This is a genomic window from Cryptosporangium minutisporangium (assembly GCF_039536245.1).
GTDB lineage: Bacteria > Actinomycetota > Actinomycetes > Mycobacteriales > Cryptosporangiaceae > Cryptosporangium > Cryptosporangium minutisporangium.
This window is the reverse complement of the sequence record NZ_BAAAYN010000082.1, coordinates 36725-56006: the sequence shown is the minus strand read 5'-3', so window position 1 is coordinate 56006 and position 19282 is coordinate 36725. Positions and strand designations below refer to the sequence as shown.

Here is a 19282-nt window from a genome sequence, read left to right as displayed (position 1 = left end):
GGGAATGCCGCGATAGCGGACGCAGTTAACTCGAATTTCCGCCACTCGCGGTTATCCACGGTTAATCTTCCGGCGTGATTGCGGAACGGGGTGGTGCGATGCGTGCTGCCCGGGCGGCACGAATCGTTGTCGCTGCGTCCCTCGGGGTGGCGGCGCTGGTGGGGTGTGCCGATTCGGGGTCGTCGTCCGGTTCGGTGATCGAGCCGACCGCCGCCCCGTCGAGCGCGAAGCCGACGCCACCGGCTCCCGCGCCCGAGGCGAGCCAGCAGGACAAGGCCGGTGCGGCCGCGTTCACCGAGTACTGGTTCGCGCTGCTCAGCTACGGCGTGCAGACCGGCGAGGTCGACAAGCTGCGGGCGGCGTCGGACGCCAAGTGCACCGAGTGTGCCGAGGCGATCGGCGTCATCCAGGAGAACTACAACGACGGCGGATCGCTGCAGGGCGGCGTCTACACCGTCCGGGAAGCCAACACGATCGAGGACTTCGCCGGTCAGGTGATGACCGTCGCGGTGTCCTTCGACCGCAGCCCGCGCGACGGCACCAGCCCGCTCGGCCAGCCCCGCGGTCGGCTGGACGGCAAGAGCTTCGCCGACTGCGACGTCCGGGTGCTCTGGACGTCCGCCGGGTGGAAGGTGCGCGGCGTCGACTCGGTCGAACAACTGATCTGAGCGGGTTGCGCTCGGCTCATCCGGTGGACTCCGTCGCGTAGCTGAACGTGATCTCGACCCGGCGGTTGCGGTTGCGCCCCTCCTCGGTCGTGTTGTCGGCGACCGGCTGGTCCTCCCCGACGCTGCGCACACTGGGCCGGGCCGTGGTGTTCGCGGTGAGGTACTCGCAGACCCGGCGGGCGCGGTCCTCGGCGATCTGCCGGTTGGCGTCCGCGTCGCCGGAGTCGTCGGTGCCGCCCGTGCAGGTCACCGTCGTCACGTCGGCCATCCGCGACCGCAGCGCGTTCAGGTACGGCAGTTCGGACTCCGGTACGTCCAGGCCGCCCGCCGGGTAGCGGATCGCCCGGGGAGCGGTGACGGTCATCGCGGTGAGCTGGGTCGTGCCGGTCGCCTCGACCGGCTCGGTCGTGTCCGGTACCCACATCCGGGCCGCGATCTCCGCGGCGATCCCCCCGGGACGCCCGGCGAGCCGGCGTCCCTGCGGGGTCAGCGCCACGTCGGCGACCCGGGTGCCGACCAGCGGGTTCGCAGGCGCCACGGTCCCGGTGCCGAGGACGACGTACTCGCTGCCCACCACCGCGCTCAGCGTCACCTCGCAGCGGGCGACCGCGATCGGCCCGGCGGTGCAGCCGATTGTGGCGGTGGCGCCGTCGGCGTCGGTGAGCGTGCGCTCGGCGGCCCGGACCATCGGCAACGGCCGGGCCAGGACGGTCGGCGCGTAGGTGCCGCGGACACGCTGGTCGACGGCGTCGACGAGCCGGTAGTGCACCGGCCGTACCGGGCCCCAGAACATCCGGTCGGGGCGGAACGTGATCCGGCCGCTCGCCGGGTCGAGCGAGTAGCTGCCCTGGTCACGGCTGGTGACCTGGGTGACCGGCTCCTCCTTGTCGTCCAGCAGCGTGACCCAGCCGCCCTCGGGTATCGGCAGCGTGACCGACTGCGGTCCGGGGGCGCTGCTGGTGAGCGCGGTGGGCGGGGTGGTGACCGCGAGCGCCTTGCTCAGCGGGCTCCCGGCCGGGTCGACGCCGGTCATCACGATCTCGTGCGGGGCGGTGGGGAGGCTGGCGGGCAACGTCACGGTGAGGCTGACCAGGCCGGTTGCGTCGGCGACCCCGCCGCCGAGCGCCGTCGGGGCGGGGGTCTGCGGGTCGAGCGTCGCCTCGACCGTGCTGGACGGGCGGAAACCGGTGCCGAGCAGGGTGAGCTGCTGGCCGGGGACGGCGAGCCCGATCCGGCCGAGCGTGGTCTCCAGGCCGCCGGTCTGGAGTTCGCCGGTCTCGAGCGCGGCGGTCTCCAGCGGGGTGGTCTCCAGCGGGGTGGTCTCCAGTGCGGTGGTCTTTTTCGCGGTGGTCTTTTGCGCGGTGGTCTCCGGGCCGCCGGGCGGTGGGTTGTCGGTGTCGGCGGCTGGGGCTTCCAGGGCCGCTGGGTGCTGCAGTTCTTCCGGGGCCGCCGGGGCCGGGGCTGCCGGGACCTGGGCCGGAACCGCCGGGGCTGCTGGGGCCGGGGCCGCTGGGGCCTCCGCGGTCGTCTGGGCTGCTCGGGCTGCCGGAGCCGCGGCGGCGGCCGGGGCCGCGAACGCCGGACTGGCCGTCGCCAGGAGAACGAGCAGCGTCCGGATCGTCCGCCGGGTGCGATCTTCGTTCACGTCACATCCCCCTTATTCGGGCAGAACGTAACGTATGTGTGCACAGTGGCGGAGTATCGCCGGTGTGCTCGGCGGGTACGACCCGGTCACCGCACACAAATGTTCCAGTTCGGAAATCCCTCGGATGCCCTGCGGAAACGGCGCCCCACCAGAGTGAGACCTGGCAGCGCACGACCGACTGTCGCCGGTGCGGCGGCGACAGTCGGGGCGCGCCGAAACGGGAGGATCCCGCCGCCACGGGGCGCCGGCGGCGGGGTCCTCCCGAGCACGTGTACGCGCGGAGGATCCCGGTTGTGTGGGCGCGGGGCGCCGGTGGCGGGGTCCTCCTGAGCACGTGTACGCGCGGAGGATCCCGGTTGTGTGGGCGCGGGGCGCCGGTGGCGGGGTCCTCCTGAGCACGTGTACGCGCGGAGGATCCCGGTTGTGTGGGCGCGGGGCGCCGGTGGCGGGGTCCTCCTGAGCACGTGTACGCGCGGAGGATCCCGGTTGTGTGGGCGCGGGGCGCCGGTGGCGGGGTCCTCCTGAGCGCGTGCGAGGCGCGCGTGGGCGGCGGGTTTTCGGGAAGACAACCGCTCGTGGGCCGGCCGGAGGTGGTTTTCCGAAAGGCAACCTCTCGGCGGGCGTTCAGAGGTGGTCTTTCCGAGAGGCGATCCCTCAGGCCTCGGGCTCCTCCGGGCGCAGACGGCCGGGGACGCGGGGCAGCGGCTCGTAGCCCGGCTCGCCGGCGAGGTTGACGTTGCAGTCCTGCACGGCCCGCTCGTGCGAACGCCGGATCCCGTTCGGCCGCAACGGCATCCCCGGTGGACGCCGCACGCCTGACCCGTCGTGGTTGCCCCGGATCGACACCCACAGCGCCTTCGACCGCGGTGCCATCGTCACCAGCGCGGGGCGCACCTCCAGCCAGTCCCGCAGCGCGGCGAGCGTCGACCGGGACAGCCGTGCGGTCCGCGGCTCCGGCGACGGCCCCGACCGCGGTGCCGCCGGACGCCAGGTCAACGTCCCAGCGGCGAGGTCGACGTCGCCGAGCGTCAACGCCGCCATCTCCCCGGTGCGCAGCCCGAGTTCCCGGGTGACCGCCGCCATCGCGGCTGCCCGCACGGCACCGGCCGAGCGGGTGCGGTCGGCGCGCGTCGACAGGTGCCCGAGCGCCATCCCCGCCGGAACCGGATCGACCCGGGTCAGGGGAGCGGGCCGCGGAATCTCGTCCGGCACCGGGTCGTCCACGCCGGCCTGCCGGGCGAGGATCCGCAGGCAACTCCGCCGGACGCTGCGGGTGGCGTCCCCGGACGGACGCCCGGCCGCGCCCCGGCGCCGCAGCGTCCCGGCGTCGGCGGCGGCGAGGAAGGGGCCGATCAACGCCCGGTCGAACCAGTCCCGCACCGTCCGCGGGCGGCGGACCGGTGGCTGCTCGCCCTCGGTGGGCTGGTCGGCGTACTGGGCCACGAACAGCGACAGCTCACCCGCCACCCAGCGCAGTTGCCGCAGCCGGGCGGGACTGCGCCCGACGGCGGCGGCCGCCACCAGGGCGTCCAGAGTGGCGATACCGGATTCCGACATGGACAAAAAATAACAAGCCCAGACGCGGAAGGTGCGGGCGACACGCCGATTGGCGCCGAGCGCGCGGCGCCACCCCACAGAAGTGGTGGTTGGCTGGCGCCGCCGATGGTTGGCGCGCTTTCCGGGTAGCCCGCCGGGTGGTTGGCGCGCTTTCCGGGTAGCCCGCCGATGGTTGGCACGTTCCCCGGGTGGCCCGTCGGGTGGTTGTCGTCCTTTCCGGGCGGAGTGGGCGGTGGATGGCGCCCTTCCCGGGTGGCGCAGGCGATGGTTGTCATGGATTCCGCACCATGGTGCGGAATGCGCGACAACCATCTCGGCCGCACCCGGAAACGGCGACAACCACCACCGTCAACCGCGCGCGAGCCGCACGCCAGTCACACCGGTGCTGTGCATGCCGTGCCGCCCCTCGCGGCGCGGCACGGCACGCACAGCGGAGGGCGGCTCGGGGTGCGCCGTGCAGGGCGGCTCGGGGTGCCTCGGATCAGTGCTTCGGCTGCGGGCCGGTGGCGCCTGCCTCCGGGCGGGGCAGCCGGGCGAGACGCGCGAGCCGGGCCAGCGCCACCGCCCCGATCGCCACCCAGACGAGGTTGAGGACCGTGGACGGCCAGGCCTGGTGCACCACGCCGTTGATCGCCAGCCCGGCCGAGCCGGCCAGGTTGAGCACCTGATAGCGGCGGCTGTGCGGGATCCGGCCGAGCGACAGCAGGGCGTACCCGGCCAGCAGCGCCGCCGCGCCGGCCCATCCGACGATCTCGGCGCCGACCGCGGTCACACCACCACGTACGCGCGAACCGGGAACGTGCCGAAGTCGCGGACCGGCGGCGGCGCCGCGTGCAGCCGCCCGCCGGTGTCCGGGACGGCGGCGAGGTTCGTGAGGTGCTCCAGCACCGGGATCTCGGCGGCCAGCAGGACGGAGTGCGCCGGCCGGTAGCCCTCCGGCGTCACCTGGTCGATGTTGACACTGTCGATCCCGACCAGCGCCACCCCGGCTTCGGCCAGGTAGGTGGCGCCGTCCTCGGCCAGGTACGGGGCGTCGTCGGCGTAGGCCGGGGTGCCCCAGTGCCGGTCACCGCCGGTGTGCAGCAGCACCGCGTGCCCACGGAGGTCGGGGACGTCCGCCAGCGCTGCGGTGAGCACGGCTGCGTCGACGGCCCGGGTCGTCGCGCGGACCACGACGGTGGGGAGGTCGGCGACGGAGGCGAGCGGCAGCCCGGCGAGGTCGATGCCGCCCTCGTACCGGTGGAACGGCGAGTCCAGGTACGTGCCCGTGTTGCCCACCATCGTGATTCGGTCGATCGCGAACTCGACGCCGGGCGCGTAGACGTCCCGGGACGCCTCGCGCGTCAGGTGCGGGGTGATCTCCGGGGCGGGGAGTCCCGGGTAGGTGATCAGGCCGGCGGCGATCACGTGGGACAGGTCGATCAGCGTCATGACCACATCGTGCCCCACCTGGGGACTTAAGCGGTAACGACGATTACTGCAGCTGACATGTAGTTTGGCTGAATGCAGCTCGATCCCCGGCGGCTCGCCGTCCTCCGCGCGGTCGCCGACGCGGGTGGCGTCCTGGCGGCGGCGAAGGTGCTGCACCTGACGCCGTCGGCGGTGTCCCAGCATCTGGCGCGGCTGGAGTCGGAGACCGGCGTCGCGCTGCTCGACCGGTCCCGGGCGGCCGGACGGCGCACCGTCGGGCTCACCGCGGCGGGCCGGCTGCTGGCCGAGCACGCGGGGCGGGTCGCGGTGGTGCTCGCCGAGGCGGAGCGTGATCTGGCGGCGTTGACCGGGCAGGCCACCGGGCGCGTGGTGGTGGCGGCGTTCCCGACCGCGATGGACCACCTCGTCGGGCCGGCCGCGGCCGCGGTGCACGCCGCCTCGCCGCACGTACGGGTCTCGGTGCGCGAGCTCGACCCCGAGCCCGCGCTCGCGGCACTCCGCGCGGGCGGCGTCGACCTGGTGATGACCGAGACCTATCCGGACGCCCCACCGTCGGGGCTCGGCGGGGTCTGGCTGCTGGACGACGAGTTCCGGGTGGTGACGCCGCCGGAATGGGGTTCCGGTGTGGACGGTGCGCTGTCGCGTCCGTGGGTCGCCGGGCCGCCGGGGTCGGCGGCGCGGGCAGCGCTGGACGGGCTGGCCGCACGGCACGGCGTCGCGCTGCGGCGGGAGCACGAGTGCCTGGAGAACCCTGCGGCGTTGGCCCTGGTCTCGGCGGGTCTCGCGGCGGCCGTCGTGCCGGGGCTCGCGGTGCCGGCGAAGCTCCCAGCCGGTCTCCGGATGCTGGAGGTGCCGGCCGTGGGGGCGCGGCGGATCGGCGTGCTGTACCGCGCCGGTCGGCACGAGCCGGCCCCGGCGGCGAGGGTGGTGCTCGACGCGATCTCCGCTCGCGCCGAGCGGGTCAGAGCGGCAGGTAGTAGCGCGTCTGCGGGAACCCGATGAAGCCGGCGCGCTCGTAGACCCGCCGCGCCGGGGCGTGCCCGGGGTCGCCGCCGGTGGCGATGATCGCGAGCGGCACGCCCGCCTCGCGCAGCCGGTCGACGGCGAACGCGACCAGCGCCGCGCCGACGCCTCCGCGTTGGTGGGCGGGGTCGACCGCGACCATCTCGATCTCTCCGGCGTCCGGCTCGCTCGGGCCGGGGCCGTGGAACACCAGCGTGACGAACCCGATCGGTGTCCCGCCGGAGTCGGCGACCCAGGCGTGCGCGGATCGGCACGCCTCGGCGATCGCCTCCGCCTGGGAGGTCCGCCAGTCCGGCCAGGTCCGCGTGAACACCGTCGGCCCGAGCACCTGCTGGAACGACGCGAAGACCGGCTCCCACGCCCGCAACCCGAACTCGACCACCGCGTCGATGTCGGTGCTCGCCAACGTTCTGATTCGCACGTCCGTCACCCGGGGGATCGTTCCCGAGCGCGGAGACGGACGTCAACGTTCGGATGACCACTGTGGATCGAGGGACGGGATGGGTAGCGCGCGACCGCACGGGGTAGGGCACGTGGAGTCGCATCCAGACGAAGGAGGCCATGATGGCGAAGACGGACACGAAGAAGAAGGGCCGCAGCGCGGTCACCGGTGAGTACGTCGACAAGAAGACGGTCGAGAAGAAGCCGCGGACGACGGTGGCCGAGAAGAGCGGCGAGAAGAAGGGCACCGGTCAGAAGCGCAGCGCGATCACCGGCAAGTTCGTCAAGAAATCGACCGCGAAGCGGCACCCCGACACGACGGTGACCGAGGACGCCAAGAGCAAGAAGAAGGGGTCGAAGAAGAAGAAATAACGATATATCCGCGAATGCGCTCCTGGGGCGGTGTGCAGCGCGGCGGAGACCTATCCTCACAGCTACTCTGACCGAATTGCGGTATCCGGATGAGTGACTGCGCGGTAGGTCCGCCGGAGCAGCAGTCGTGCACCCGACCGGAAGGCGCGCATGGCAACGGACCCGGCCCGAGGCGACGGTGACGCCGGGGCCTGTGAGGCCGCCGACAGGTTCGCGTCCGTGCTGTTCGACAGCTTGCAGGTCGGCGTGGCGGCGTTCGACGAGGACGGTCGGCTGGTCTTCGCCAATCGGGCACTGCGTGCGCTGTACCAGCTGCCTGCGGAGGACAGTGGGGACCGGGCCGAGCTGGACACGCTCGGACAGTTGGTGCGCCAAAGCCTGGCCCTCCCGGACGGCGCCGCGTTGCCCGACGCCGACCACCCGGTGGAGCGAGCGCTGGGCGGCGAGACCGTGGACGGCGCCGAGGTGCGGATCACCGTTCCGGACGGACCGCCCCGCCACGCCGAGGTGAACGCGCGCCCGATCCGCAGCACCGACGGGCTGCGGTTCGGCGCCGTCACCGCGTTCCGGGACGTGACCTCGCGACACCGCGCGGACCGGTTTCGCACCTGCGAGCTGCTGGTCGCCCGCGCGCTGGCCGAGGCGACCACGGTCGCCGACGTCAGCTCGGCGTTCACCCGCGCGGTGGCCGGCGCGCTCGGCTGGTCCCATGCGCGGTTGTGGCTCGTCGACGAAGTCGCGGACGTGCTCCGGCTGGTCGGTCAGTGGGACGCTCCCGGCCGGACGCTCGACTCGCTCACAACTGCGACGATCACCCGCGGATGGGGGGTGGGCGGCACGGTGTGGGCCACCGGGGAACCACTCTGGATCCCCGACGTGCTCGCCAGCGACCTCGCGACGACCGGCGACTTCGCGGAGCGGATGCGGCGAGCCGCCGCTTCCGGCGTGCGGTCGGTGGTCTCGGTGCCGGTCCGGGACGGCCGGGCCGTGCTCGGCGTCCTGACCTGCGTCGCCGATCACCGCGAGTACGACGGCGAGCGGCTGGTGCAGGATCTCGGCAGCATCGCCAACCAGTTCGGTCACTTCCTCTCCCGGCGTCGCGCCGACGACCTGGCCGTCGAACTGAGTCGGACCCGGTCGGACTTCCGCACGCTGGTGGGTGAGCAGCTGCGGGCGCCGCTCGCGTCGATCGTCCGCCACGCCGAGGCGCTCGCCGCGACGGAGGGCTTCCCGGCGGCCCACGGGCCCCTGCTGCGAGCCCTCGGCCGCGACGCGGCCGCCATCCGGGCGATCACCGACGACCTGATCGACCTGACCACGCTCGAGGCCGGTCTCGCCGGGCTCGACCTGTGCCGGTTCGACCTCGCCGCGGTGGTGGCCGACACGCTCGCCGCGCTCGGACCGACCGCGCTGGCGTCCGGTGTGGTGCTGCACCGGGGCCTGCCGGAACACCTCTCGGTCCGGGGCGACGTCGGGCGGCTGCGGTCGGTCGTCGACGCGGTGATCGGGGACGCGGTGGCGCGCAGCCCCGGCGGGGACGTCTACGTGCGGCTCCGGGACGAGCCGGGCGTGGCCGAGCTGACCGTGACCGACCCCGGTGTGCTACCCGACGTCCGTCCGCGCACGCGCCGCCGCACTCCGGAGAGCCCCGGCACCGGTGGCCTGGGGCTGAGCCGCAGCCACGCGATCGTCCGCGCGCACGGCGGAACCCTCACCGTGACCTACGGTTACCACCCTGGCACCACGGTCACCGTGCGGCTTCCGATCGACGGTCCGCCGGACTGACCGGCGTGAGCACGTCGACGGCGTCAACGGCCTCGACCGGGTCGACGTCGACGGGGTGGAGTCCGCGATCCGGCGCGACGCCGTCCCCGGCCGCCGGCGGGTGCGTGTCGTCGGGTGGGCGCGGCGGCCCGAACCGGAAGCCCTGGGCGTTGCGGCAGCCCAGCGCCCGTAGCTGATCGGCCTGCTCGTCGGTCTCCACCCCCTCCGCGACCGTCTCCAGCCCGAGCCGGTACGCGAGGTCCAGCACGCCGTCGACGAGGATCACCGCGTCCGGTCCGGTCCCCAGCTCCCGGGTGAACGACCGGTCGAGTTTGACGACGTCGACCGGCAGCTGCCGCAGGTACGTCAGCGACGAGTAGCCGACGCCGAAGTCGTCGAGCGCCACCCGGACGCCCAGCTCGCGGAGTTCGGCGAGCAAGCCGGCGGTGGCGTCCAGGTTCGCGATCAGCGAGCTCTCGGTCACCTCCACGGTCAGCGCGCTGCCCGGCAGCCCGTGGGTCTCCAGGACCCGCCGCATGTCCCGGGGCAGCGTCCCGGATGCGAGGTAGGCGGCGGACGCGTTGACGCTGACCGCGTACTCCGGATCGACGCGCCGCCAGGTCGCGACCTGCGCGGCGGCGGTGCCGAGCACCCAGCGGTCGAGCGCGGGCAGCAGCCCGACGTTCTGCGCGGCGGTGAGGAAGTGGTCCGGGGTCAGCCGACCGCGCGTCGGGTGGTTCCAGCGCAGCAGCGCCTCGCAGCGGTGTGCCTCCCCCGACATCAGGTCGACCACCGGCTGGTACTCGAGCGCGAGCTGCTCGCCGCCGAGCGCTCCGCCCAGGTCCGCCTCCAGGCTCCGCCGCGCGGCCACGGCGGCCGAGAGCCGCTCGTCGAACAGCCGGTAGTGGCCCTTGCCGCGGGCCTTGGCCTCGTAGAGCGCAACGTCGGCGTCGTGCAGCATTCGTTCCGCCCGGCCGTGCGCGGCGATGCCGATGCTGGCGCCAACGGTCGCGGGGTGACCATCCAGCGACATCGGGGTGCCGATGCTCAGGACCAGATCCTGCGCGAGCTCCACCGCGGCGGGCGCGCCACCGCCGCGCCGCAGCACCGCGAACTCGTCCCCGCCCAGCCGCACCGGCAGCGCGTCCTCGCCGTGGGCCGCGACCGCGCGCCGGATCCGGTCGGCGACGACGACCAGCAGCTGGTCGCCGGTGGCGTGGCCGAGCGTGTCGTTGACGGACTTGAACCCGTCGAGGTCGATCATCAGCAGTGAGCTCTGCTGCACCGACGTGGCCGCCGTCCCGTCCGGATCGGGGTCGCCCTCGGCCTGCGCGAGATCGGCGAGGGCCGCCTGCAGCCGGGCCCGGTTCGGGAGCGCGGTCAGCGCGTCGTGGGTGGCTTCGAAGATCAGCTGCGCGCGCTGGGCCGCCAGGTCCTCGGTGAGCCGTGCGTTGGCCCGCAGCGCCAGGAGCTGCCGAGCCAGCACGGCGGCGGTCATGATCAGGGCTGAGCCGGTCGCCGGTGGATCCAGCGTCTGACCCGCGGCGGTGAACCCGGCAGCGGTCAGGAACAGCGCGGCCACCGGGGCGTAGGGCAGCAGCATCCCGGCGCCGGCCGGCTGCCAGATCCGCTCTTGGTCGTCGGGGAGCGGGGCGCGTGCGGCGAGCGCCAACAGCGCGGCGGCGATCAGGTAGCCGTCCAGCGACAGCGCGTAGAGCCACGGCTGGTCGGCCACGGCGCTCATCATCTCCAGCAGCAGACTGAGCGTCAGCGCCACCACACCGGCGGTGACCCGGGTCACCGCCGTCGTCCACCGCACCGGCTGACCCGCCAGGAGGACCACACCGACGGCGAGGACACCGGTGGCGGCCACCGGGTAGGCCATCAGGAACGGCGAGGGCACCGAGCCCGCGCCCTCGATCAGGGGGTTCAACACCAGCATCCAGACCACGCCGGAGAGTGCGGCCGCCGCGACGACGCCGTCCAGCAGCATCCGTAGCCGGCCGAACCGGTCCCGGGGCGCGCCGGGGATCAAGAGCATCGCGATGACCGCGCACACCAGCCCGACGAGGTTGAGCAGGTTCGCGGCGAGGGACGGCGTCGGCGGGTCGCCGGTGGCCACGGTCGGGACGCCGACCGAGATCTCGGTGACCGCCCAGCAGCCGAGGGCGACGGCGGCCATCGACCAGACCCGGCGTGCCCGGCCGGTGGAGCGCCAGGCGGTCGTCCCGTGCAGGATCGTCCCGCACGCGGTGATCAGCATGATCGACGCGCTGTACAGCGCCGCCGCCCGCTCCGGCCACACGTGCAGGCTGACCAGGACGACGGCGAACAACAGCCACCCGGCCAGGGTACGGACCGGACGTCCGGCACACGCCATGCCGCCCCCTCCGCCGCCGAGCCCGGAACACACTCCGCCCGACCCATCGGCAGGCAACCGCGCCGATTTCGTGAAATGCGCGTGCTCGCGGTCGCCGACGTGCCGGATGCCCGGCGGTGGGCCAGAATGGTCGCGGAGCGGGCGCCGAGGCGCCTGCACGTACGTGGTCAAGCAGTCGGCCCGTCCAGACCGACCGCAGCGTCACGGCCTGGTAGGACCGTGGCGGGGACCAGGAGCCGCAGGTGGACGATGTCAGCACCCCCACGGACACCAGCCCGGTGCACTGGGTCCGCTCCGACCGGTTGCTCCTGGTCTGGCTCCAGGGCGCCGTCGACCCGGAGCAGAAGGACCTGCTGGGTCGGGTGACGGCGGCCGTCACCCGGGACGACCGGGTCGTGCTCGACCTGAGCGGGGTGACGTTCTTCGGCGCGACCGGCCTGAACTTCCTCGCCGCGCTGGCCCAGCGGGTGGGCGACCCGGTGGTGATCAGCGGGCTACCGGAGTTCGTGCGCACGGTGCTCGTCCGCTCCGACATGCACACGGTGGTGTCACTTCCGGTGCGTTGACCGAACCATGTCACTGGATGGCAGGGTTCGGCGCAACGCTGCTCGTATGACTGTTGACCTCACCGGAAAAATCGCTCTCGTGGCCGGCGGGACGCGCGGCGCCAGCCGGGCCATCGCGGTCGAGCTGGGTCGGGCCGGCGCCTACGTCTACGTGACCGGTCGCTCGTCGACCGGACAGCGTTCGGACGTCGACCGGCCGGAGACGATCGACGAGACCGTCGCGCTGATCGAGGCCGCCGGCGGTACCGGTACCGCCCTGCGCGTCGACCACCTCGTCCCCGACCAGGTGCGCGAACTCGCCGCGACGATCGACGCGGCGCACGGCAGGCTGGACGTCCTGGTCGACGGCGTCTGGGGCGGTGACCACCACCTCCAGTGGGGCAAGCCGGTCTGGGAACACGATCTGGACGCGAGCCTGCGGATGCTGCACCTGGGCATCGACGCGCACGTCATCACGTCGCACTTCCTGCTGCCGCTGGTGCTGAAGGCGCCGGCCGGGCTGCTCGTCGAGATGACCGACGGGACCGAGGAGTACAACGCCGAGTACCGCAACGGCACCGCGCTGGGGTACTACGTGGCCAAGTCCGCGGCGCACAACCTGGCGCGCGCGGAAGCGGCCGAGCTGGCGTCGCACGGGGTCACCGCGGTCGCGTTGACGCCCGGCTGGCTGCGGTCGGAGGCGATGCTCGACGCGTTCGGCGTCCGCGAGGGGAACTGGCGGGACGCGACCGCCGCGCAGCCGCACTTCGCGATCTCGGAGACGCCGACCTACGTCGGACGCACGGTGGCCGCGCTCGCCGCCGACCCGGAGCGGGCCGAGCTGAGCGGGCGGACGCTGGACAGCGGCTCGCTGGCCCGGCGGTACGGCGTCGACGACGTGGACGGCAGCCGGCCGGACGCCTGGCGCTACATGATGGAGGTGGAGCGGGCAGGCAAGCCCGCCGAGGAAAGTACCGTGAGTAAATATCGGTAACGGTGTCCTAGGCTAACACGATACGTCCCATTAGTGGCGGTCACGGAAGCCGGGCTGGCGCGCCGTCACCGATGGGGTCGGGGCGATCGATAGGGCGTGGTGGAACACCTCGAGAGGGTCCCAGCGCAGCTTGACGCGTTGGAGTCGGGGATAGTTGCCGCGGTAGTACATCGAGTACCAGGGACAGTGCGGGGTGTTCCACTCCGGATCGGCGAGGTCGACGTCCGGGTGGTTGATGGACGCTCCGCTGGTGGCGTCACCGGGAGCCGGGACTCCGGTCGTGGCGCGCGGAGCGCCGGTGCAGGCGGTTCCCGCCGATGAAGGTTTCTGGGTCGGGCTGGAGTGGACGCCGCGGAGGGCGCTGCCCGGCTCATCGCCCAGCCGCAACACATCACGGTCGACCGATCGGGTCTCGAGATCGTGAGCTGACGACCAACCTCGGTAGCTATCGGTGACGCCGAGCCATCTCCGCGGCGGTGTGGGCGAACGCGGCCCGCACCGCCGCCGGTTCGAGCACCTCCACCTCGACGCCGAGCGGCAGCAGCTGCCCGGCGGCGATCTCCGTGCTCTCCAGCCCCACGGTCAGCTCGCGCCAGCCCTCGGCGTCGGGTGCCCCCGCCGTGCGCAACGCCTCCTGGGCGACGTCCGCGGCGACGGTCTGGCGCAACCAGCGCAGGCCTCGGGGGCTGACCCGGATCCGCACGTCGACGCGGCGCAGCGAGCGCTCGAACTGCGCCGACGACCGCTCCCACCAGCCGGCCAGGTCGAATCCGGCGGGCCGGTCGAAGCGTTCGTCGAGGTCGTCGGCCTCGGCGATGCGCCCCACCCGGTAGGTGCGGATCGTGCCGTCGGTGCCGGCCACGCGCGCCACGAGGTACCAGATCCCGGCCTTGAGGACGAGGCCGAGCGGATCGACCGTGCGTTCGACGGTGCCGCTGTCCCGCCGGTAACACAGCCGGGTGCGGCGGGAGTTCCACACCGCCCGGGCGAGCGTGGCCAGGTGCTCGGTGTCCTCCTCGCTGCGGAACCAGTCCGGGGCGTCCAGGTGGAACCGCTGCGCGACCACCTGCGCCTGGTCCCGTAGCGCGGGCGGCAGCGTGGCCGCCACCTTGGCGTGCGCGGCCGAGACCGCGGTGCCCAGGCCCAGCTCGGTCAGCGCGCGGGGCACCCCCATCGCGAACAGAGCGACCGCCTCCCGGGACGTCAGTCCGTCGAGGTGCGAGCGCCAGCCTTCCACCAGGCGGACGCCACCGTGGCGGCCGGTCTCGGTCCAGAGCGGGACACCGGCCTCGCGGAGGGCGGCGAGGTCGCGGTGCAGCGTCCGCTCGGAGACGCCGACCGCCTCGGCCAGCTCGGGCACGGTCGCGGCGGAGCGGCGTTGCAGGATGAAGAGCAGAGCCACCAGGCGTTCCGCGCGCACACCGTCATCCTTTCGCATCACCGCACGGGGAAAGGCAGCGGGACGCCTGTTAGGTTAGGTGGACCTAACCGACGCGGTGCCCGCTCCGGGACTGCACGCCCCGGACCGAGGAGGACACCGCATGACGCCGTTCGGGCGGCCGGTCACCAGCGTGGCCGAAGTGCGCGAGTTCATCGAGGAACCACACCCGCACATGCGGGACAAGGCCATCTCGGTGGTCGACGACCAGACCGCCCGCTTCCTCGCGTTGTCGACGTACTTCCTGCTGGCGACCGTCGGCGCGGACGGGGCGGTGGACGTGTCGCCGCGCGGTGAGCAGCCCGGCGGCGTCGTCCTGCTGGACGAGCGGCACCTGGCGTTCGGGGACCGGCCGGGCAACCGGCGGATCGACAGTTTCCGGAACATCCTGGAGCGGCCCGCCGTCGGCCTGCTGTTCCTGGTGCCCGGGATGCGGGAGACGGTGCGGGTCAACGGGCGGGCGACGATCGTCCGGGACGCGCCGTTCCTGGCGTCGTTACCGGGGGACAGCCCGCCGCTGGGGACGGTCGTCGAGGTGGACGAGGTCTTCCTGCACTGCGGGCAGGCGTCCACGCGTGGCGGTCTGTGGAAGCCGGACACCTGGCCGGACGCCGCCGACCTGCCGACGGTGAAGGAGATCTTCTACAGCCAGTCCGCGTACTGGGCGGAGCCGCTCCCCGGCGTCACCGCCAAGCGTCCCCGGTGACGGGCGCGGCCCCGTGAGCCGTCGCGCACGGGGCCGCGGGATCGGGAGGTCGGGACAGGGCATCAGCGGGACAGGGGATCAGCGGACGTTCGCGGCCGTGCGACGGCCGAGGAGCAGGCCGGCTCCGATCATCCCGGCCGCGAGCAGCAGGTGCAGCCAGTTGTCGGCCGTGTTCACCGGGACGAAGTTCGCCCCGCTCTCGTGGTCGATGACCAGGCCGTAGAGGAACAGCAGGAAGTAGATCGCACCGCCGCCCACCAGGAACAGCGTCGCCGTGCGTGCGGTGCGCGCCATCAGCAGGCCCGCGACGCCGAACAGCAGGTGTACGACGTTGTGCAGGATCGATACCTGGAACACGCCGAGCAGCAGGGCTTCGGACTCGTGCCCAGCCACGCCCAGGTCGTCGTAGTTCGTCGTCAGCCCGGGAATGAACCCGAGCAAGCCGACCAACACGAACAGCGCGCCGGAGCCGAGCGCGGCCAGCTGTACCGGCGTCCGCCCAGCGGTGAGGCGCCCACGGGCGGAGTCGGAGGTACTCGCCATGGCACACTCCAATCGTCGGATACATACATCCCGAATGTCGGATGCAACCCCATTGTCGGGGGCAGGGGAATCCCCGGCGTAGCGGAATCCAAACGGGAATCGGCGACCCGGCTGTCCCGTCCGACGAGCGGTCGTCAGACGTGCTCGGTGTGCCGGCCCGGGGTGTGGCCGTACGCGCGGCCGAACGCCGCCACGAACGCCGACGTGCTCGCGTACCCGACCCGCCGCGCCACCTCCGCCACCGGGTGTGTCCTCAGCAGCACGGTGGACGCTCGGAGCCGCAGGTCCGTCCGCCACTGCGAGTAGGACGTGCCGTACTCCCGCTGGAAGTCGCGCTGCAGCGTCTTCGGGCTGATGTGTAAGCGCCCGGCCCACTCGGCGAGGGTGGTGGGGTCGGCGGGGTCGCGGGTCAGCGCCCGCGCCACCGCGAGGGCGTACCGCCCCTCGGGGCCGCCCTCGACGTCGGCCGAGACCGGGGTCAGCCCGGCCATGATCTCCGCGCGGGCCGCGAGCGCCTCCGGCTCCGGGTAGCCAGGCCGGGCGATGTTCTCCAGCAGCGCGGCCGCGTGGGGCGCGAACGCGGCGATGCCGACCCGGAACCCCAGCAGGCCGGGTGGGATCTCCCGCAAGCACACGCGGTAGACGCTCTGATCGGCCCCGGCGCGGACCTCGTGGGTGATCGCGCGGCGCACCCAGAACGCCTCGTCGGGCCCGACGAACAGCGGCGTCGTGCCGTGGCGTGCCGCCAGCATTCCGGAGGGTGACCAGTAAAACTGGTGCAGCAGGTCCTCCCGCCCCTCGCCGAAACCGAGTACGGACGAGGAGCGGTACCGCAGGACGAGGATCCCGTTCGGTCGGCCGAGCCCGTAGCCGTACTCGTCGCAGACAACCGGGTCGGACCCGACGAGGAACGACTGTCCTGTGCGCGACACGGGATGACCTCTCAGCGACACGAACGACGGTTTAGGTAAGGGTAACCTCACCTCTCCGATAGCCCTCATCAGCACGTCCAAGGACCAGCTCATATGCGTTTCAGACATCTCAGCGCGGCCGTTCTCGCCCTCGCTCTCCTGGCCGGCTGCGGCAGCAGCGACGACTCCACCTCCGCGTCCGACGAGGCCGCCACGCGTAGCTTCAGCGCCGACAACGGCACCGTGGAGATCCCGGTGAACCCCCAGCGGGTCGTCGCGACCGGCTACGCGGTTCCCGCCCTGATCGAGGCCGACGCCAAGCTGGTCGGCATCTCGTCCTGGAAGCGCGGCATCCCGCTGATGACGCCCGAGGACCTCGCCACCTACAACGAACTGACGAAGGTGGCCGGTGAGACCGCCGCCGAGACGAACTACGAGGCGATCGCGGCCGCCAAGCCCGACCTCATCGTCATCGGTGTTCCGAAGCCGGTGCTCGCCGACATCGACCTGGACCGGTTGAAGGGGATCGCGCCGGTCGTCGCGATCGGCCCCACGATCCCCGACGCCTGGCGGACGCTGTCGCAGAAGCAGGCGGACGCCGCCGGCGCCACCGAGCAGTTCGAGAAAGGCAAGCAGGCCTACGAGGCCAAGGCCGCCGAGCTGAAGACCAAATACGCGTCCGCCCTCGACAGCCTGAAGTTCGGCCACGTGGGCGGCTACGGCGACATCTCCAAGGGCCAGTTCCACCGCGAGTTCGCCAAGTCCTGGGGCACGAACGTCGCCGGAGACATCGGCGTCACCTACTACGGCCAGGTCAAGGAGCCGGGCGAGGGCAGCAAGGCGGTCTCCGAGTACCCGTCGCTGGAGGAGCTCTCCGCGAGCCTGGGCGAGGCCGATGCGATCACCTACACCGTGCAGCCGGACGGCACGCCGTCCGACTCCGTGCAGGCCGTGCTGGACTCGCCGCTCTGGAAGAACCTCAAGGCGGTGAAGGCGGGCAAGGTGTTCGCGATCCGCTACACCGAGGCGGCGACGTACCCCGCGGCGACGAAGACGCTCGACGCGATCGACACGGCCTTCGCGCCGCTGCTGGCCAAGTGAAGCAGTCGAGGACGGATCCCGGTCCGAAGGTCGCTGCCCACCACCGGGCGGGCAGCGGCCTGACCCGCGTCCCGTACCCGATCGGCGTCCGGAGGGCGTCGATCACCCGGATCACGTCGGTCACCCCAGCCATGACCCGGCTGACGTTCGGCGGTGACGGCCTCCAGGGCCTGCACACCTACCAGGCCGACGACCACGTGCGAATCGTGTTCCCGGACCCGGACGGCACCCAGCGCGATCCGGTGCCCAACGCTCACGACATGCTCGACTGGCCGCACCCGTTCCCGCCGACCCGCAAGTACACGATCCGCCGGTACGACCCGGTCGCGCTCGAGCTCGACCTGGACTTCGTGCTGCACGAGGGCGGGCTCGCCTCGACCTGGGTGCGCGGCGCCGCCGTCGGGGAGGACGTGACGATCGCCGGGCCACCCGGTGCCGAAGCGTTCCCCCACACGTACGGCCACTACGCGTTCGTCGTCGATGCCACCGCACTCCCGGCCCTCGGCCGCTGGCTCGATGAGTCACCCCCGGACGTGAGCGCGCACGTCGTCGTCACCGGCGACGAACGGGCCTACCCGCTGGCGGCGCGCGAACGGGTGACCGTCACCTACGACGAACCGGACGCCGTCCGCGGCCTGCCGCTGCCGGAGGGAACGTTCCTGTTCGCCGCCGGGGAGGCCACCGCGCTCAAGCCGGTGCGCACCTGGGCCCGCGGGCGACTCGACCACCTGGTCACCGGATACTGGAAACGTGGCGTTGCGGCGCACAGCGAGGACTGACCAGCTGCTCTTCCTCACCGTCGCGCTCGTGGTGCTGCTCGGCGCGCTGCTGGCGGGCGTCGCCGTCGGCGCCCGGTCGGTCGCGCCCGCCGAGGTCTGGCGGGCGCTGTTCGACTACGCCGGCACCGACGACCACGTCGTGGTGCGGGACCTCCGGCTGCCGCGGACGGTGTTCGGCGTGTGCGTCGGTGCGGCGCTCGGGGTGTCCGGCGCGCTCATCCAGACGGTCAGCCGCAACCCGCTCGCCGAGCCGGCGCTGCTCGGGCTGACCGCGGGCGCCGGGTTCGCGATCAACGTCGGGGTGCTCGCGGGCCTGGCCGGCACCCAGCTCGGGCAGCTGGGGCTCGCGGTCGTCGGCTGCGCGGTCGCGTCCGTGATCGTGTACGCGGTCGGCCGGACCTCGCCGCTGCGGCTGCTGCTGGCCGGGGTGGCGCTGACCGCGGTGCTGATGGGCATCTCGCTGGGCCTGCGGCTGACGTTCCCGGACGTTTTCGACCGCTACCGGTTCTGGTCGGTCGGCGCGCTGGCCGGCAGCGAGCGGATCCCGCTGACCGTTCCGGTGGTCGTCGTCGCGCTGTCGCTCGCCGGTGCGCTGCTGATGTCCCGGCCGCTGTCGACGCTGGCCCTCGGCGAGGACGTCGCCCGCGGGCTCGGCGCGCACGTCGGCCGGACCCGCGCGGTGGTACTGCTGCTGGTGACGGTGCTGGCCGGCACGGCGACCGCGGTGGCGGGCCCGGTGGCGTTCGTCGGGCTGATCGTGCCGCACCTGGCCCGCCGGATCGCCGCGGACTCGGTGCCCTGGCTGCTCGTCCACTCGCTCGTGGTGGGTGCGGTGCTGCTGGTGGTGGCCGACGTCGGGGCCCGGCTGCTGCTGCCCACCGGCGAGGTGCCTGTGGCGGTGGTGACCGCGTTCCTCGGCGGCCCGGTGCTGATCTGGGCCGTGCGGACGTTCGAGGCGGCGTCGTGAGGTTCCGGTTCGCGGCG

The 19282-nt window shown here is 73.0% G+C and carries 20 protein-coding genes; 10 read left to right on the top strand and 10 right to left on the bottom strand.

Annotated elements, in window-relative coordinates; all coding sequences use genetic code 11:
• Nucleotides 1-74 precede the first annotated feature (74 nt).
• Nucleotides 75-668, top strand: coding sequence for a DUF6318 family protein (locus ABEB28_RS41150; protein ID WP_345733750.1), 594 nt, complete (start codon nucleotides 75-77; stop codon nucleotides 666-668).
• A 16-nt stretch (nucleotides 669-684) separates the two neighbouring features.
• On the opposite strand, the gene ABEB28_RS41145 is transcribed toward ABEB28_RS41150, so the two are convergent.
• From ABEB28_RS41145 to ABEB28_RS41130, 4 genes are all read right to left on the bottom strand, one after another.
• A complete protein-coding gene (locus ABEB28_RS41145) occupies nucleotides 685-2313 on the bottom strand; it encodes an OmpA family protein (protein ID WP_345733749.1) in 1629 nt (542 codons plus the stop codon).
• A gap of 654 nt (nucleotides 2314-2967) precedes the next feature.
• A complete protein-coding gene (locus tag ABEB28_RS41140; protein ID WP_345733748.1) occupies nucleotides 2968-3870 on the bottom strand; it encodes a tyrosine-type recombinase/integrase in 903 nt (300 codons plus the stop codon).
• Nucleotides 3871-4351: 481 nt separating this feature from the next.
• Nucleotides 4352-4642 carry a CBU_0592 family membrane protein gene (locus ABEB28_RS41135; RefSeq protein WP_345733747.1) on the bottom strand — a complete coding sequence of 97 codons (291 nt, stop codon included), beginning with the start codon at nucleotides 4640-4642 and terminating at the stop codon, nucleotides 4352-4354.
• The gene (locus ABEB28_RS41130; protein WP_345733746.1) at nucleotides 4639-5301 is read right to left on the bottom strand and encodes a cyclase family protein; all 663 of its coding nucleotides are present in this window, start codon (nucleotides 5299-5301) and stop codon (nucleotides 4639-4641) included. Before ABEB28_RS41130 ends, ABEB28_RS41135 begins: the two co-directional genes overlap by 4 nt.
• A gap of 72 nt (nucleotides 5302-5373) precedes the next feature.
• On the opposite strand from ABEB28_RS41130, the gene ABEB28_RS41125 reads away from it, so the two are divergent.
• Nucleotides 5374-6303, top strand: a complete 930-nt coding sequence (locus ABEB28_RS41125; protein WP_345733745.1) for a LysR family transcriptional regulator — start codon at nucleotides 5374-5376, stop codon at nucleotides 6301-6303.
• Here ABEB28_RS41125 and ABEB28_RS41120 read toward each other — a convergent pair.
• A complete protein-coding gene (locus ABEB28_RS41120) occupies nucleotides 6263-6745 on the bottom strand; it encodes a GNAT family N-acetyltransferase (protein ID WP_345733744.1) in 483 nt (160 codons plus the stop codon). The genes ABEB28_RS41125 and ABEB28_RS41120 overlap by 41 nt on opposite strands.
• A gap of 143 nt (nucleotides 6746-6888) precedes the next feature.
• Between ABEB28_RS41120 and ABEB28_RS41115 the strand changes: the two genes are divergently transcribed.
• A complete protein-coding gene (locus ABEB28_RS41115) occupies nucleotides 6889-7137 on the top strand; it encodes a hypothetical protein (protein WP_345733743.1) in 249 nt (82 codons plus the stop codon).
• Nucleotides 7138-7287: 150 nt separating this feature from the next.
• Nucleotides 7288-8922: a PAS domain-containing protein gene (locus tag ABEB28_RS41110; RefSeq protein WP_345733742.1), complete on the top strand. Its 1635-nt coding sequence runs from the start codon at nucleotides 7288-7290 to the stop codon at nucleotides 8920-8922.
• On the opposite strand, the gene ABEB28_RS41105 is transcribed toward ABEB28_RS41110, so the two are convergent.
• Entirely contained in the window at nucleotides 8885-11281 is a 2397-nt protein-coding gene (locus ABEB28_RS41105; protein ID WP_345733741.1) for a putative bifunctional diguanylate cyclase/phosphodiesterase, read from the bottom strand. The two genes, ABEB28_RS41110 and ABEB28_RS41105, sit on opposite strands and share 38 nt — an antisense overlap.
• A gap of 242 nt (nucleotides 11282-11523) precedes the next feature.
• On the opposite strand from ABEB28_RS41105, the gene ABEB28_RS41100 reads away from it, so the two are divergent.
• Together ABEB28_RS41100 and ABEB28_RS41095 are read left to right on the top strand one after the other, a co-directional pair.
• A complete protein-coding gene (locus ABEB28_RS41100; RefSeq protein WP_345733740.1) occupies nucleotides 11524-11847 on the top strand; it encodes an STAS domain-containing protein in 324 nt (107 codons plus the stop codon).
• Between the two features lie 46 nt (nucleotides 11848-11893).
• Nucleotides 11894-12820 (top strand): SDR family oxidoreductase, encoded by a 927-nt coding sequence (locus tag ABEB28_RS41095; protein WP_345733739.1) that lies wholly within the window; start codon nucleotides 11894-11896, stop codon nucleotides 12818-12820.
• Nucleotides 12821-12850: 30 nt separating this feature from the next.
• Here the strand turns inward: ABEB28_RS41095 and ABEB28_RS41090 are convergent, their stop codons facing one another.
• On the bottom strand, nucleotides 12851-13207 hold the full coding sequence (locus ABEB28_RS41090; protein WP_376981375.1) for a BBE domain-containing protein: 357 nt from the start codon (nucleotides 13205-13207) through the stop codon (nucleotides 12851-12853).
• A 58-nt stretch (nucleotides 13208-13265) separates the two neighbouring features.
• Complete coding sequence (locus ABEB28_RS41085) at nucleotides 13266-14240, bottom strand: helix-turn-helix transcriptional regulator (RefSeq protein ID WP_345733738.1); 975 nt, start codon at nucleotides 14238-14240, stop codon at nucleotides 13266-13268.
• Nucleotides 14241-14361: 121 nt separating this feature from the next.
• Here ABEB28_RS41085 and ABEB28_RS41080 point away from each other — a divergent pair, with 121 nt between their 5' ends.
• Complete coding sequence (locus ABEB28_RS41080) at nucleotides 14362-14964, top strand: MSMEG_1061 family FMN-dependent PPOX-type flavoprotein (RefSeq protein WP_345733737.1); 603 nt, start codon at nucleotides 14362-14364, stop codon at nucleotides 14962-14964.
• Between the two features lie 78 nt (nucleotides 14965-15042).
• Here the strand turns inward: ABEB28_RS41080 and ABEB28_RS41075 are convergent, their stop codons facing one another.
• Complete coding sequence (locus ABEB28_RS41075) at nucleotides 15043-15507, bottom strand: DUF4383 domain-containing protein (RefSeq protein ID WP_345733736.1); 465 nt, start codon at nucleotides 15505-15507, stop codon at nucleotides 15043-15045.
• Between the two features lie 134 nt (nucleotides 15508-15641).
• Nucleotides 15642-16439 (bottom strand): helix-turn-helix transcriptional regulator, encoded by a 798-nt coding sequence (locus tag ABEB28_RS41070; RefSeq protein ID WP_345733735.1) that lies wholly within the window; start codon nucleotides 16437-16439, stop codon nucleotides 15642-15644.
• Between the two features lie 93 nt (nucleotides 16440-16532).
• Here ABEB28_RS41070 and ABEB28_RS41065 point away from each other — a divergent pair, with 93 nt between their 5' ends.
• From ABEB28_RS41065 to ABEB28_RS41055, 3 genes are read left to right on the top strand one after another with little or no spacing between them, the layout of a single operon-like run.
• The gene (locus tag ABEB28_RS41065) at nucleotides 16533-17519 is read left to right on the top strand and encodes an ABC transporter substrate-binding protein (protein ID WP_345733734.1); all 987 of its coding nucleotides are present in this window, start codon (nucleotides 16533-16535) and stop codon (nucleotides 17517-17519) included.
• Nucleotides 17516-18298, top strand: a complete 783-nt coding sequence (locus tag ABEB28_RS41060; protein ID WP_345733733.1) for a siderophore-interacting protein — start codon at nucleotides 17516-17518, stop codon at nucleotides 18296-18298. Before ABEB28_RS41065 ends, ABEB28_RS41060 begins: the two co-directional genes overlap by 4 nt.
• Nucleotides 18276-19265, top strand: coding sequence for a FecCD family ABC transporter permease (locus ABEB28_RS41055; protein ID WP_376981385.1), 990 nt, complete (start codon nucleotides 18276-18278; stop codon nucleotides 19263-19265). Before ABEB28_RS41060 ends, ABEB28_RS41055 begins: the two co-directional genes overlap by 23 nt.
• Nucleotides 19266-19282 lie beyond the last annotated feature (17 nt).

What these genes read in the sequence shown, in the direction of transcription:
- ABEB28_RS41140 (WP_345733748.1), bottom strand. Translation starts at nt 3,870, where the DNA reads ATGTCGGAATCCGGTATCGCCACTCTGGACGCCCTGGTGGCGGCCGCC.
- ABEB28_RS41130 (WP_345733746.1), bottom strand. Translation starts at nt 5,301, where the DNA reads ATGACGCTGATCGACCTGTCCCACGTGATCGCCGCCGGCCTGATCACC.
- ABEB28_RS41125 (WP_345733745.1), top strand. Translation starts at nt 5,374, where the DNA reads ATGCAGCTCGATCCCCGGCGGCTCGCCGTCCTCCGCGCGGTCGCCGAC.
- ABEB28_RS41115 (WP_345733743.1), top strand. Translation starts at nt 6,889, where the DNA reads ATGGCGAAGACGGACACGAAGAAGAAGGGCCGCAGCGCGGTCACCGGT.
- ABEB28_RS41110 (WP_345733742.1), top strand. Translation starts at nt 7,288, where the DNA reads ATGGCAACGGACCCGGCCCGAGGCGACGGTGACGCCGGGGCCTGTGAG.
- ABEB28_RS41105 (WP_345733741.1), bottom strand. Translation starts at nt 11,281, where the DNA reads ATGGCGTGTGCCGGACGTCCGGTCCGTACCCTGGCCGGGTGGCTGTTG.
- ABEB28_RS41095 (WP_345733739.1), top strand. Translation starts at nt 11,894, where the DNA reads ATGACTGTTGACCTCACCGGAAAAATCGCTCTCGTGGCCGGCGGGACG.
- ABEB28_RS41080 (WP_345733737.1), top strand. Translation starts at nt 14,362, where the DNA reads ATGACGCCGTTCGGGCGGCCGGTCACCAGCGTGGCCGAAGTGCGCGAG.
- ABEB28_RS41075 (WP_345733736.1), bottom strand. Translation starts at nt 15,507, where the DNA reads ATGGCGAGTACCTCCGACTCCGCCCGTGGGCGCCTCACCGCTGGGCGG.
- ABEB28_RS41065 (WP_345733734.1), top strand. Translation starts at nt 16,533, where the DNA reads ATGCGTTTCAGACATCTCAGCGCGGCCGTTCTCGCCCTCGCTCTCCTG.